At 57.8% G+C, this 13,371-nt stretch carries 11 protein-coding genes; 5 read left to right on the forward strand and 6 right to left on the reverse strand.

Annotation, left to right across the window (positions count from 1 at the left end):
* Positions 1–2: 2 nt before the first annotated feature.
* Positions 3–854 carry a flagellar motor stator protein MotA gene (gene motA, locus DIT72_RS17905; RefSeq protein ID WP_135956604.1) on the reverse strand — a complete coding sequence of 284 codons (852 nt, stop codon included), beginning with the start codon at positions 852–854 and terminating at the stop codon, positions 3–5.
* A 177-nt stretch (positions 855–1,031) separates the two neighbouring features.
* Here motA and asd point away from each other — a divergent pair, with 177 nt between their 5' ends.
* Positions 1,032–1,913: an archaetidylserine decarboxylase gene (asd, locus tag DIT72_RS17910; RefSeq protein WP_135956605.1), complete on the forward strand. Its 882-nt coding sequence runs from the start codon at positions 1,032–1,034 to the stop codon at positions 1,911–1,913.
* Here the strand turns inward: asd and epmA are convergent.
* Both epmA and efp read right to left on the reverse strand, forming a co-directional pair.
* Entirely contained in the window at positions 1,885–2,859 is a 975-nt protein-coding gene (gene epmA, locus DIT72_RS17915; RefSeq protein WP_135956606.1) for an EF-P lysine aminoacylase EpmA, read from the reverse strand. The genes asd and epmA overlap by 29 nt on opposite strands.
* 12 nt (positions 2,860–2,871) lie before the next feature.
* Complete coding sequence (gene efp, locus DIT72_RS17920) at positions 2,872–3,447, reverse strand: elongation factor P (protein WP_135956607.1); 576 nt, start codon at positions 3,445–3,447, stop codon at positions 2,872–2,874.
* Positions 3,448–3,492: 45 nt separating this feature from the next.
* On the opposite strand from efp, the gene epmB reads away from it, so the two are divergent.
* The 3 genes from epmB (at position 3,493) to DIT72_RS17935 (ending at position 8,706) form a co-directional block, all read left to right on the forward strand.
* Positions 3,493–4,533, forward strand: coding sequence for an EF-P beta-lysylation protein EpmB (epmB, locus tag DIT72_RS17925; RefSeq protein ID WP_135956608.1), 1,041 nt, complete (start codon positions 3,493–3,495; stop codon positions 4,531–4,533).
* A gap of 124 nt (positions 4,534–4,657) precedes the next feature.
* Entirely contained in the window at positions 4,658–6,466 is a 1,809-nt protein-coding gene (locus DIT72_RS17930; RefSeq protein WP_135956609.1) for a GTPase, read from the forward strand.
* Positions 6,467–6,618: 152 nt separating this feature from the next.
* Positions 6,619–8,706 (forward strand): EAL domain-containing response regulator, encoded by a 2,088-nt coding sequence (locus DIT72_RS17935; RefSeq protein WP_135956610.1) that lies wholly within the window; start codon positions 6,619–6,621, stop codon positions 8,704–8,706.
* Positions 8,707–8,722: 16 nt separating this feature from the next.
* Here DIT72_RS17935 and serB read toward each other — a convergent pair whose 3' ends face one another.
* Together serB and parC are read right to left on the reverse strand one after the other, a co-directional pair.
* Positions 8,723–9,943 carry a phosphoserine phosphatase SerB gene (gene serB, locus DIT72_RS17940; RefSeq protein WP_135956611.1) on the reverse strand — a complete coding sequence of 407 codons (1,221 nt, stop codon included), beginning with the start codon at positions 9,941–9,943 and terminating at the stop codon, positions 8,723–8,725.
* The gene (parC, locus tag DIT72_RS17945) at positions 9,936–12,242 is read right to left on the reverse strand and encodes a DNA topoisomerase IV subunit A (RefSeq protein WP_135956612.1); all 2,307 of its coding nucleotides are present in this window, start codon (positions 12,240–12,242) and stop codon (positions 9,936–9,938) included. The genes serB and parC overlap by 8 nt, the downstream gene beginning before the upstream one ends.
* A 214-nt stretch (positions 12,243–12,456) precedes the next feature.
* Between parC and DIT72_RS17950 the strand changes: the two genes are divergently transcribed.
* On the forward strand, positions 12,457–12,696 hold the full coding sequence (locus tag DIT72_RS17950; protein ID WP_135956613.1) for a hypothetical protein: 240 nt from the start codon (positions 12,457–12,459) through the stop codon (positions 12,694–12,696).
* A gap of 83 nt (positions 12,697–12,779) precedes the next feature.
* Here DIT72_RS17950 and DIT72_RS17955 read toward each other — a convergent pair whose 3' ends face one another.
* Complete coding sequence (locus tag DIT72_RS17955) at positions 12,780–13,361, reverse strand: YceI family protein (protein ID WP_135956614.1); 582 nt, start codon at positions 13,359–13,361, stop codon at positions 12,780–12,782.
* Between the last annotated feature and the right edge of the window lie 10 nt (positions 13,362–13,371).

A 13,371-nucleotide genomic window follows, 5' to 3' on the forward strand; every position in this document is an offset into this window, starting at 1 on the left:
GATTATTTTGAACGCACGTGGTCGTTCAGTTCCTGGAATGCCGGCCGCTTGTCTGACGGCAACGCCTTGCGGCCGAACTCGATCGCCATTTGCGGAGCCTGGCCGGAGACGGTCGCAACAATCGCGGATTTCACACATTCATAGGCCTTGAGTTCGTACCGGGCCGAGTGCTCCATGGCAATCGATGTGGGGCCGACAAAGCCGTAACCCATCCAGATACCCAGGAAAGTACCCACCAGTGCAGCCGCCACGCTGAGGCCGATTTTTTCGGGCCCCTCGCTGAGGAAGTTCATGGTGATAACGATACCGAGTACGGCCGCAACAATACCCAGGCCCGGTAGCGCATCCGCTATCTTGTTGACCGCGTGGGCAGGTTCTTCAAGTTCATGCTGGCGGCTTTCGATTTCATTTTCCATCATGCCTTCCAGCTCATGGGTGGCCATGTTGCCGGAACTGATGATCCGCAGGTAATCGGTAATAAACGCCAGCAGATACCTGGACTTCATGATCGCCGGATAGCGGGTGAAAATCGGGCTTTCCTGCGGATTGTCGATGTCTTCCTCGATCGCCATGACACCCTGCTTGCGGGATTTATCGAAAACCTCATACATCAGGCTGAGCAGATCCATGTAGAAAGATTTGTTATAGGGCGACCCGGTCAACTGGTTGAGAATGCCTCTGCCGACTTCCTTCACCGTGTGCAGGGGATTGGCAATGATGAAAGATCCGACTGCCGCACCGCCAATAATCAGGATTTCAGTAGGCTGCCACAACACCATGAGATTACCGCCATGAAGGACGTAGCCCCCCAGGACGCTTGCAACTACAATAACTGCGCCAATTATAAGTAGCATGGAAAGAAAACTTACCTTCTATGGTTGGTGTCGGAAAACCACGACTGGAGCCGGGAGGCTATTCCACCGATCGCAGATAATAGCAAGCACCGGACGTAACCGCGAAGGTGTGAAACAATTTCTATACACACCGCGCGGTTTGGTAAACTTTTGCTTTTGAGCGCCAAGGATCCACTGATGTACGACAAGTTATTTGTAACAAGCCAGTTCCTGCTACCACAGCTGGCGATTTCCCGCCTGGCTGGCCGCCTGGCCGATAACGAAAGCGTTCCGGCGCTCAAAAACCGTGTTGTTAACTGGTTTATCGGCCGCTACGGCGTAGACATGAGCGAGGCGCTTGAATCAGATCCTGCCGCCTACCCCAGTTTCAATGCCTTCTTCACCAGAGCCCTGAAGCCGGGCCTGCGACCGGTGGACACCGGTGAGTCGTCGATGGTCAGCCCGGTGGATGGCGTCATCAGCCAGCTGGGCAGCATAAGTGACGACCGGGTGTTTCAGGCCAAGGGCCGGTCTTTCAGCCTTAATGCACTGCTTGGTGGTGACCAGGAGCGGGTCAGACCCTTCGCAGGTGGCGAGTTTGCCACCGTCTACCTGGCGCCCCGGGATTACCATCGCATTCATATGCCTCTGGCGGGCACACTGCGAGAGATGGTCTACATCCCCGGCAAGCTGTTTTCCGTCAACCCGACAACCGCGGCAAATGTGGATGAGCTGTTTGCACGAAACGAGCGGGTAGTCTGTATTTTTGACACTGAGGCAGGCCCGATGGCCTTCGTGCTTGTGGGCGCCATGATCGTCGGCAGCGTGGAAACCATCTGGGCCGGTGTTGTGGCACCAGGCGACAAACGCCAGGTAGATGTGACGCACTACGACAGCCTCAAAACACCGATACACTTTGACAAGGGCGAGGAAATGGGACGATTCCGCCTGGGGTCAACGGTTATCATGATCATGCCAAAAGGCACGGTTACCTGGAACAGTGACCAGACCGCTGGCGGAAGGGTGCGCATGGGGAAAGTATTCGGAGAAATCACGCCCGGTCAGCAGGAAACGCAATAACTCCGGCAAGATCGTCCAGCCCCAGCTTCAGCATCAGCAAACGGTCAAGGCCCAGAGCCACCCCGGCACAATCCGGAACTCCTGCCTGCAGTGCCGCCAGAAATGCCTTATCAACGGGCATTTCCGGCTTGCCGGCAGAGGCACGTGCCTGGTTGTCTGCCGCAAACCGTTGCTGCTGCTCTTCCCAGTCGGTGAGCTCCCAGTAGCCATTACACAGCTCCACCCCCTGCACATAGAGTTCGAAACGGTGGGCCTGACGCAATCCATCCTGCTCAGAAACACGCGCCAGTGCCGCCTGGGACTCCGGGTAACCGGTGACGAACACCGGGCCGGCCGAAGCCAGTGCCGGCTCTACCTGGCAACCCATCAACAGATCCAGACAATCGTCGCGGCTGAATGCCTGCACCTGGCCCGGCGCCAGCCACTGTTCACAACGGGCCGCCAGTTCGCTGTCAGTGGCCAGGAACGGATCAACGCCCGCAAACCGGAGAAAGACATCGCGATAGCGCATCATGCGTGGCGCTTCGCAGCCCAGCCAGCCGCACACCAGCTCGGACACTTCCGCCATCAGGTCGGTGTCAGTAAACCCGGGGCGATACCATTCGAGCAGGGAAAACTCGGGGTTGTGCCGCCGGCCCGACTCACCATCCCGAAACACCCGCGCTACCTGATAGATGGGCCCGGCGCCGGCCGCCAGCAGACGCTTCATGTGGTACTCGGGGGAGGTCTGGAGCCAGGCTTCTGCGAAGCCGGCTGCCACGGGGGCAGGACTGGCCGGTATACTGTCGATGTTGCTATCGGTGACACCGTACCGGCCCAGTACCGGCGTCTCGACCTCCATCACGCCGCGCCGTGCAAAAAAGCCACGCACCCAGGCCAACTGGCGCGCACGGCCCTCAAGCGCAGCGAGGGTTGCAGACGGCTGCCAGCAAGGTATTGCAGTCACCCGGGAAACCGATCAGCTGCTTTTGACACGGCTGACGTATTCGCCGGAGCGGGTATCTACCTTGAGGACCTCACCAATGGTGATGAACAGTGGTACGTTGACAACAGCGCCGGTTGAAAGCGTTGCCGGCTTGGTGCCGCCCTGGGCAGTATCGCCTTTCATGCCAGGGTCGGTATCCACCACTTCCAGCTCAACGAAATTCGGCGGCGTTACCGTCAGCGGCGCACCGTTGTACAATGTAACAGTGTAGACGTCCTGCTCCTTCAACCACTTGAGAGCATCACTGACAGCCTTTGCATCCGCCGGGTACTGCTCGAATGAGCCGTCTGTTTTCATGAAGTGCCAGAACTCGCCATCGGTATAGAGATATTCCATCTCCAGATCAACGACGTCGGCGGCTTCCAGGCTTTCACCGGACTTGAAGGTGCGCTCCCACTGGCGATTGGTCATCAGGTTGCGCAGCTTGACCCGGTTGAAGGCCTGGCCTTTGCCGGGCTTTACGAATTCGTTCTCGAGAATGATACAGGGATCGCCGTCCAGCAAAACCTTAAGACCGCCGCGGAATTCATTGGTAGAATATGAAGCCATGAAATTATCACCTGACAAGATGCGTATAAAAATTCGAAGGTCGCTATGATACAGCGAACCGCCACCCGTATAGAAGCCCGCCCAATCGATGATGACGCGCGCAGCTGGCAACAGCTGCTCTCAGCCTCTGTTACCAGCCCCGAGGATCTGCTCAAACGGCTGAAGCTCGACCCCGCGACCTGGCTTTCCGGTGCCCGTGAAGGTCACCGGCTGTTCCCGATACGGGTACCGGAGCCCTATTTGCAACGCATGGTTCCCGGTGATGCGGCAGATCCGCTATTAAGGCAGGTTTTGCCGCTTACTGCAGAGACAGCAACGCAACCGGGATTTGTTCGTGATCCATTGCAGGAGAGCGACTCGATACAGACAACAGGACTTATCCGCAAATACCGCAGCCGGGCCCTGCTGATGGTCACCGGGCATTGCGCCATTAATTGCCGTTACTGTTTCCGCCGCCACTTCCCTTATGATGAAAACCGGCTTTCACCCCGGGACCGGGCGGAAGTACAGGCCACCCTGGCCAACGATACGCGCATCAACGAGGTCATTTTCAGCGGGGGCGACCCGCTTGTAGCCAGTGACCGGCTACTTTCATCCTGGGCCGGAACACTGGCGGACATTCCCCATATCGGCCGCCTGAGGATCCACACGCGCCTGCCGGTGGTGATCCCCCAGCGTGTATGCGACTCGCTGCTGGCATGGATCTCGGGGAGCCGGCTACAGATGGTGATGGTCATCCACTGCAACCATCCGGCGGAACTCGACTCCGACACCCGTCATGCCCTTGAGCGCCTGAAGGCTGCCGGCGTTACCCTGCTGAACCAGAGTGTCATCCTCGAAGGGGTTAATGATACGGCAGATGTATTGGCTGACCTGAGCGAACGGCTGTTCGAGTGTGGTGTCCTGCCCTACTATCTCCACGCATTCGACCCGGTGGAAGGCGCCCACCATTTCAATGTCACCGACGACAGGGCCAGGGAGCTGGTTCGGCAACTGATCGGCAAACTTCCGGGATTCCTGGTACCCAGGCTCGTCCGGGAAGTGCCTGACCGGCCGGGAAAGACGCCTCTGGACCTGTTTGCGTGATGCATTTGGCAGAAGCGGGCCATAACCACTTGTCAAACATTGTCAACTCGTGCTTTTCTCGCTTTCTGTTGTGTGTTTGCTATTTTAGAGTACCAACCGTGGCCCATCCAATTGGCGTGAACTCATGGAAGGCATGATTCTGAAACCTGATCTCCGCGTTCCTGAACAGAAGACGGCAACTCTCTCATTCTGCCAGACTTCACCAAAAGCCTTCAGGGACTGGATCAGGCAACTGCCCATGGCGAATATTGGCGAGGCTTCAAGGCAGCTCTATCATGCCATTATTGAACTGAACCACCTGTTTATTGCCCCGCAGCAACGCCTGCAGCTACTGGAACTGATTCGTCCGAAAATACACTTTGTCTGCACCGAGCTGTCCAGGCACTATCTGGGCATGGCCGTTGCACTGCCGGAAAAAAAACGCAAAATTGCAAATCTGTCCCAGGCTCTGCAGCTTCATGCGGCCAGTGGCTACAAACTCTGCGTGCTGGAATTTCTGGATAATGGCGGGCTGGACAGGCACCGGAAAGCGGTGGCCACGGCAATTCACCGCGCCATCTCGGAGTTGGCAGCCACCATCGTGCGGTCCCACCAGTTGTATTGCCCCAGCCCTGCACAGTGCTGGCTGGAGTGTCATCGCCTGTTCCGGTTTGCCCATCGCAACAGGCTCAGCGGGATCTCCGTCGACGATAAGACACTGAGCCATCGTCGTGCCAGCACGATAGAGGACAGCTACAAGCGGATTCTGCTGCTGGGCTGTGCCCGACCTAACCAGTTGCGGCAGTCCGAACTGGCACTGGTTTACGACCTGTTCGAAAACTGGACCCATCTTGCTTCCTGCGGCCCCGACACCGACAACGACAGCCTGTTTGTGGTGAATATGGAACAGGACACTGCGCCCCATTACCGCAGCCTGCTTGAACAGAAGCCGGGCAATGACAGTTACAACTTCGATACCCGCAGGCTGGCAGAGCAGATTACCGACTCACTGCATGCCCGCCACCGGAACAATGGCCAAAGTGCAGCCAGCCTGGAGCTTCCCGCACGAATCAGCGACGACCTGCTGACCCACCTCAGCCAGGCGCTGGGAATTCTGGCGAAGCGCAATTTCAACCGCATCGCCAGCCAGGGAACTCTCGAGGTATGCGTGGGGCTGACCGCTACCCACTTTTTTGTTGCCGGAGCCCGGACATTCAACGAGTTCATCACTGGCAATGACAGTGGCAAACAGGATCAGCAGGCCCTGTTCCCGAACCCGTCACGGCGCAGGGAGGATGTATGGGCCGAAGCCTATGATACCGGCCAGGACGACAGTCCGCCGTCGTCGGCGGACATCCCCATCGACTTTCGCAACAGTACAGGTGCCGCACCCGACGGTGAACGTGACCGCAGGCGTCCCCAGTCCCATCAGGCCCTGCTGATCAACACCAGTCCCGGCGGTTACTGTGTCGCCTGGGAAGCCGGCGTACCAGCCTCGCTCCAGGCGGGGGAAATACTCGGAGTTCGTGAGCAGTCCAGACACCCCTGGAGCATTGCCGTGGTTCGCTGGATCCGCCAGGTCCGCAACCAGGGCACCCAGGCCGGTATCGAATTGCTCGCTCCCAGTGCGGCACCCTGCGGCGTCCGGCTGATCCAGAAAGTGGGCAATAGCAGCGAGTACCTGCGGGGCCTGTTATTGCCAGAGATCAGCGTGGTTAACCAGGCGGCAACCCTTATTACGCCACGGCTGCCGTTTCAGTCCGGAAGCCGGATATCGCTGCTCCACGATGGCCGCGAGGATCAGGGCACACTGTCCCGCAAGATCTCCGCAACCGGAAGCATTAGCCAGTTTGAACTCAAGCTCCAGGGTAGTGGCACGACCAAACTGAACAGGCCGGCGCCTGCAGCAGCGACCAGCGAGGATGAATTTGATTCGCTTTGGCCATCCCTCTAGAAAATGATTTCAGACAACCACAAACACCAGGGGCGGGCGCCAAGGGTTGTTATTAAATGGTAACCCCTGCATCATTCAGCGTTAGTGAAAAACCGGTTCTTTACGTGCAAAAGAACTGGCACAGCCAACGCGTATCACGAGACATCTGAAGAATGCAGAAAAAGAACGCAACCGTACACCTGCTGATCCTCGATCCTTCACAAAACGACGCCGAAACCTTCGTCAGCCTGCTCCGGAACTCGGGCAAGGCTACACGCGCACATCGCATCACGTCTGAGGAAGATCTCGAGGAAACCCTGAAAACAGGCAACTGGGACCTGTTACTGGCTCGGGACGACGTGGATCAGGAATTTGGTCCTGATGGCGCCCTGGCGATGATTCGGCGCATGGACAAGGATATTCCGTCGATACTGCTGACCAACGAATTCAGCCGTGAACGCACCGTCGCAGTCATGAAGGCCGGCGCCCACGATGCGGTGCCCTTTGAGAATACTGATCAGCTGGTACTGGTGGTTAACCGGGAACTGGGTGCACTTGACGATCGTCGGCGACGCAGAACCCTCGAATCGCATCTGCGTGAAGCTGAACAGCGCTGCCAGTTATTGCTGGAGAGCTCCAAGGACGCCATTGCCTACATCAATGATGGCATGCACATTTATGCCAACCAGTCCTACATGGACTTCCTCGGCTACGACGATATCGACGACCTGATCTGCATACCGGTGCTCGACACACTGACTCCGGAGAGCCAGGAAAAGTACAAGGAGTTCATGAAGTCCTTTGCCGAGAGTGGCGAAGACGGAATGGCCATGAATTGCGTAGCCCGCCGCAGTGACGACCAGGAACTCAACGTGACCATGTCGGTGTCAGCAGCCACCTACGACGGTGAGGTCTGCACCCAGATTGTCATTCAGCCCGAACACAGCGACGCCGAGCTGGAGGAGAAGATTCGCCAGATCAGCAGCCAGGATCTGCTGACCGGCCTGTTCAACCGCCAATACCTGATGGATGCGCTTGGCCAGGCCATAGCAACAGCCGGCAAGGACAACCAGGCCGGTGCCCTGGCCTACATCGCGCTTGATAACTTTATGAGCCTGAAAAGCCAGGTTGGCATTGCAGGATCGGATCTGATGCTGGGAGACCTGGCGACCCTGCTCAAGGAGCAGACACCGGAAAACATGATTCTTGCGCGCCTGAGCGACGATGCGTTCTGCCTGCTTTGTCAGCCCTGCGAAGAGAAAACCATGGCCGAGCTTTGCGAAACCATCTGCAGGAAGGTGGAAGACCATCTGTTCGACATCAACGGTCGTACGGTCCAGCTGACCCTGAGCATCGGGGTCGCAGCCATTACCGAAAATGCGCCCAAGGCGCCCGACCTCATGGGGCGTGCTCATACCGCGTCCTCCGAGCTCAAGAAAAAAGCGGGTCATGAGCGGGGTAATGGTGTGCTGGTCTATAACCCTGCGGACTATGAATCACTGGATGAAAGCAATTCCATCGATGCCATACAGAAAGCGCTGGACGACAACCGGTTCCGGCTTCTGTTCCAGCCCATTATCAACCTCAGAGGCGAAGGCGAAGAACACTACGAAGCCTTTGTCAGAATGTTGAACAGGGACGACGAGGAGGTATCTCCCTACGACTTCCTGCCGCCGATCGGTCCCTCGGAAATGGCCATCAAGATTGACCGCTGGGTGATCCTGCAGACGATAAAACAGTTGTCCAGCCACCGCTCACGGGGGCATGACACCCGTCTGTTCCTGAACATAACGGCGGAAACTCTCGAAGACAAGACCTTTACTCCCTGGTTGAGCGTAGCGCTGAAAGCAGCTCGCCTGCCGGGAGACTCACTGATTTTCCAGATTCGCGAAGGGGACGCCAACAATTACATGAAACAGGCCAAGGACTTTGCCAGGACTGTTCGTGAATTGCACTGCAAGGTTTCCATCTCCCAGTTTGGTTGCGCGCTGAACCCGTTCAACACCCTGAAGCATATCGACGTGGATTACGTGAAGATCGACGGTTCGTTTACCGAAGAACTTCAGAAAAAAGATGAAGCCAAGGAAGAGATCAAGGAAATGATCAAGAGCCTGCAAAGTGCCGGCAAGCTGACTATCGTACCGCTGGTGGAAAACGCAGGCGTGCTGGCAACCCTGTGGCAGGCAGGGGTGAATTATATCCAGGGCTATTACCTGCAGGCGCCGGTTCCGGAAATGAACTACGACTTCGGTGACCACTAGTGTCCCGCCCCGGTGATTACTTCCCTATCTGAAGACTGTCGCTCTCGCGGAACCCGATCAGATAGAGAATGGCGTCCAGCCCCAGGGTCGAGATCGAATGCCGGGCGGACTCCTTGACCAGGGGTTTTGCCCGGAAGGCAACACCCAGCCCGGCCTGGCTGAGCATGGGCAGGTCGTTGGCCCCGTCGCCCACCGCAATCACCTGCTCCCGCGAGATATGCTCGCGTTCGGCTATTTCCTGAAGCAGTTCGGCCTTGCGCTTGCCATCGACAATCTGTCCCGCTACCCGGCCGGTCACCTTGCCGTTCTTGATCTCCAGCTCATTGGCATAAACGTAATCAATCCCCAGCTTCTGCTGGAGGTGACGGGCGAAGTAGGTAAAGCCCCCGGAGAGAATCGCCGTCCGGTACCCGAGAGACTTCAGGCTGAAAATCAGGTGCTCGGCGCCCTCGGTCAGTCGCAGCCTGGCGGCAATACCTTCGAGCACTGACTCGTCCAGACCCTTGAGCAGTCCCAGGCGCTCCTCAAAGCTCTGGCTGAAATCCAGCTCCCCCAGCATGGCGCGCTCGGTAATCTCTGCCACCCGCCCGCCTACGCCGGCTTCCAGCGCCAACTCGTCGATTACTTCAGCGTCGATCAGCGTGGAGTCCATGTCAAACACCACCAGCCGGCGATTACGGCGAAAGATGGAATCTTCCTGGAAGGCGATGTCCACATTCATTTCGCCTGCAATGTGCAGAAAATCGGCGCGCAGCTGGTCCAGGTCCGAGGGTGTACCGCGAACCGAGAACTCGACACAGGCGATGCGGTTCTCTGAGGGGTTCAGTGACGGACGGGCCGACAACCGGCTGATGTTGTCGATATTCAATCCGTGGCGGGCGGTAATGGCCGACACTCGCGCGATCTGCTCGGCTTTTATATCCCGCGACAGCAAGGTGACGATGTAACAGGCACGGTTACGACCCTCGGCCCACCGCTGGTACTCCTCGATGGTAATAGGTGCGAAGCGCACCTGCAGATCCAGGGCATGCAGCCGGAACAGCAGGTCACGGATAACCGGAGAGGATTTGGATTCGTCCGGAATCTCGATCAGGATTCCCCAGGTCAGATGGTCATGAATCACCGCCTGGCCGATGTCCAGAATCCGCACATCGTACTGTCCCATGATGCCGGTAATCTCCGACGTCAGGCCGGGCTTGTCGCGCCCGGATACGTTAATCAGAACCAGCTCACTCACTGTCAGGCTGCTCCTCTGTATTGGCGGCTTCGGCGGCATTGCTGGGTGACTGGATCACATCAATCGTGTCCACCCGCTGGAGGCCGCGGGGCAGCTTGTGTCCACGGCGGCCGCGCTCGCCCAGATAATGTTCCAGATCACCGAACTGCAACCCCATCTTGCGCTTTCCGGCGCGGATTTCCAGTTGGTCATCCTCGGCAAACACCGCAACGGCAACCACGTACTCTTCCCGGTTCTGAACCCTTGCAGAGGGAATACTGATGATCTTGTTACCCTTGCCCTTGGCCAGCTCCGGCAATTCGCTCAGCGGGAATACCAGCATCCGGCCCTCATTGGAAACAGCGCCCAGATACAGCGGTTTTTCGGAATCGGGCACCAGCACCGGCGGCATGATCCTGGCCCCCTTCGGAACCGAAACCACGGCCTTGCCGTTGCGGTTCTTGCTGATCATCTCGTTCAGGGAAGTAACAAAGCCGTAGCCGCCGTCAGTTACCAGCAACACCTTGCGGGCCGGATCATCCATCAACAGACCACAGAAGGTCGCGCCGGGAGGTGGATTGATACGGCCACTGAGCGGTTCGCCCTGCCCCCTGGCAGAGGGGAATGAGTGAGCAACCAGGGAATAGGCTCGTCCGGTGGAATCCAGGAACACCGCCTGCTGGTTGTTGCGCCCCTTCGCCGCCATGGCAAACCTGTCGCCTGCCTTATAGCTAAGCCCTTCCGGCTCAATATCGTGGCCCTTGGCCGCCCTGACCCATCCCTTCTCGGACAGCACGACCGTCACCGGGTCATTGGATACCAGCTCGGTTTCGCTGAAGGCCCTCGCTTCGCGGCGCTCAACAATCGGCGAGCGACGATCATCACCATAGGTTTCCGCGTCCGCCAGCAGCTCATCCTTGATCAGCTCCCGCAGACGGTCTTCCGATCCGAGAATCGCCTGGAGCTCGTCGCGCTCGGCGGCCAGCTCGTCCTGTTCGCCACGGATTTTCATTTCCTCGAGCTTGGCCAGGTGGCGCAATTTCAGCTCGAGAATGGCTTCGGCCTGCTCCTCCGACAGCCCGAAGCGGGAAATCAACTCGGCCTTGGGCTTGTCCTCGTAGCGAATGATGGCAATGACTTCGTCGATGTTCAGGTAGGCAACCAGCAGGCCTTCGAGAATGTGCAGGCGTGCCAGCACCTTGTCCAGACGATGCTGGAGGCGCCGTGTGACCGTGGTACGGCGGAAGCTGAGCCATTCCGTCAGCATTACCCGCAGACCCTTGACGCCGGGACGACCGTCGTTGCCGATGACGTTAATATTGACCCGGTAGGTTTTCTCCAGATCGGTGCTGGCAAAGAGGTGGGCCATCAGTCCGTCCAGATCCACCCGATTGGAACGGGGAACAATGACCAGCCGGGTCGGGTTCTCATGATCCGATTCGTCGCGCAGGTCCGCCACCATGGGCAGCTTTTTGGTCTGCATCTGCTGGGCAATCTGCTCCAGTACCCGGTTGCCGGAGACCTGGTGCGGCAAATCGGTCACTACGATCTCCCCACCCTCATTGATCCAGCGGGCACGCATCCGCAAGGAGCCCTTGCCGGTTTCGTACATCTGCCGGATATCCTTGCGGGGTGTAATGATCTCCGCATAAGTGGGGAAATCCGGGCCCTTGACGTGTTCGCACAGGTCATCGGTGGTTGCGTCCGGCTGCTCAAGCAGGCGCACGCAGGCCGCGGTGATTTCCCGGACGTTGTGGGGTGGTATGTCCGTCGCCATACCCACCGCAATACCGGTCGTGCCATTGAGCAGAACATGAGGCAACCTGGCGGGCAATACCGACGGTTCATCCATGGTGCCGTCAAAGTTGGGCACCCAGTCCACCGTACCCTGCCCCAATTCGCTGAGCAGGACATCAGCAAATTTGGCAAGGCGGGATTCGGTGTAACGCATGGCGGCAAATGACTTGGGATCATCAGGCGCACCCCAGTTGCCCTGGCCGTCAACCAGCGGATAACGGTAAGAGAAAGGCTGGGCCATCAGTACCATGGCCTCGTAACAGGCGCTGTCACCGTGGGGGTGGAACTTGCCCAGAACATCACCCACCGTACGGGCGGACTTTTTGTACTTTGAAGTAGACTTCAGGCCGAGCTCGGACATGGCGTAGATGATCCGGCGCTGAACCGGTTTCAGGCCGTCACCCACGTTGGGCAATGCCCTGTCGAGAATGACGTACATGGAATAATCGAGGTAGGCCTTCTCGGTGTAGTCCCTCAATGAAACCCGCTCAAAGCCTTCATCCGTGGTCTGAAACTCTGGCATGGATGCCCCTTTGCTGTGAGTTGCGTAACATGAATTGCGCTGGTTATCCGGCCAGCCGCCGGAGGGCACATTATATGGAGGCGGGGACAGATACACCAACACCGTGTCGGATTTCCAATAGCGGAATTCCCGCATGGAGAGAATTCGACCCTCGCCGTATGCTCACAAACGGTAAAACAAAGATACGTTTCATGACATCCAAGAGTGGAGAACTATGAGACCCAACCTGAAAGCCTGCGGGCAGGCCATGATGACGGCCGTGGTGAATGCTGTTCTTGCTCTGGCACTGATGCTGTTGGTGGAGTTCGCCATTACCGGCAACTTCCAGCTCGCAGAGCCCTATCTGTGGGCGGGACTACTGATCGGACTGGTCATTTTTTTCGGCCAGTTCTGGCGCCAGCGCCACCTTTGCCGCAACCATAATAACCTTGGGCAATCCACGGATACACTGTGATGCAAGGCTTGGGCAGAACAGGGTGATGACTGCCGAGGGCAGCATGGCCTCCCGGCAAAGCGGGGGCCATGGAAATACCGATTTTACTGGCGAATCCCTTCTACAGAGATAATCAACTCAACGGCCTCAGAGGCTTTGCCCAGATCCATCGGAATTCCGAAGTCGGACAATTTGAATTCGGTTCCCGCTTCAAAACCCATACGGTAGCCGCCCCAGGGGTCATCACCATGGCCCAGCATTTCCACATCCAGGGTTACTTCTCTGGTTACCCCGCGCAGGGTCAGGTCACCGATGATGTCGGCCTCGCCCTCGTCGTCTACCTCCACCCGCGTGGTCCTGAACGTCGCTTCCGGGTACTCGCTGACATACAGGAAGTCTTCCTCACGCAGGTGCTTGTCCCGCTCGGCGTGATTTGAGTCGACGCTGGAGGTGTCCACGGTGACTTCCACAGAACTGTTTTCCGGGTTTTCCGCGTCGTAAACAAACTGCCCGTCAAATTCATTGAAGCGGCCGTAAAGCCAGCTGTAACCCAGGTGTGAAATCTTGAAGTTGATAAACTGGTGGTCACCTTCGGTATCAAAGGCGTAGGTTCCGCTATGCTCGGATGCCTGGACGCCCCCGGCCATCGTGAGGGTCACTGCAGATGCAAGCAGCAGTTTTTTCATGTTCATCTCC

It is taken from the genome of Marinobacter orientalis, from assembly GCF_004792665.1.
Lineage (GTDB): Bacteria > Pseudomonadota > Gammaproteobacteria > Pseudomonadales > Oleiphilaceae > Marinobacter > Marinobacter orientalis.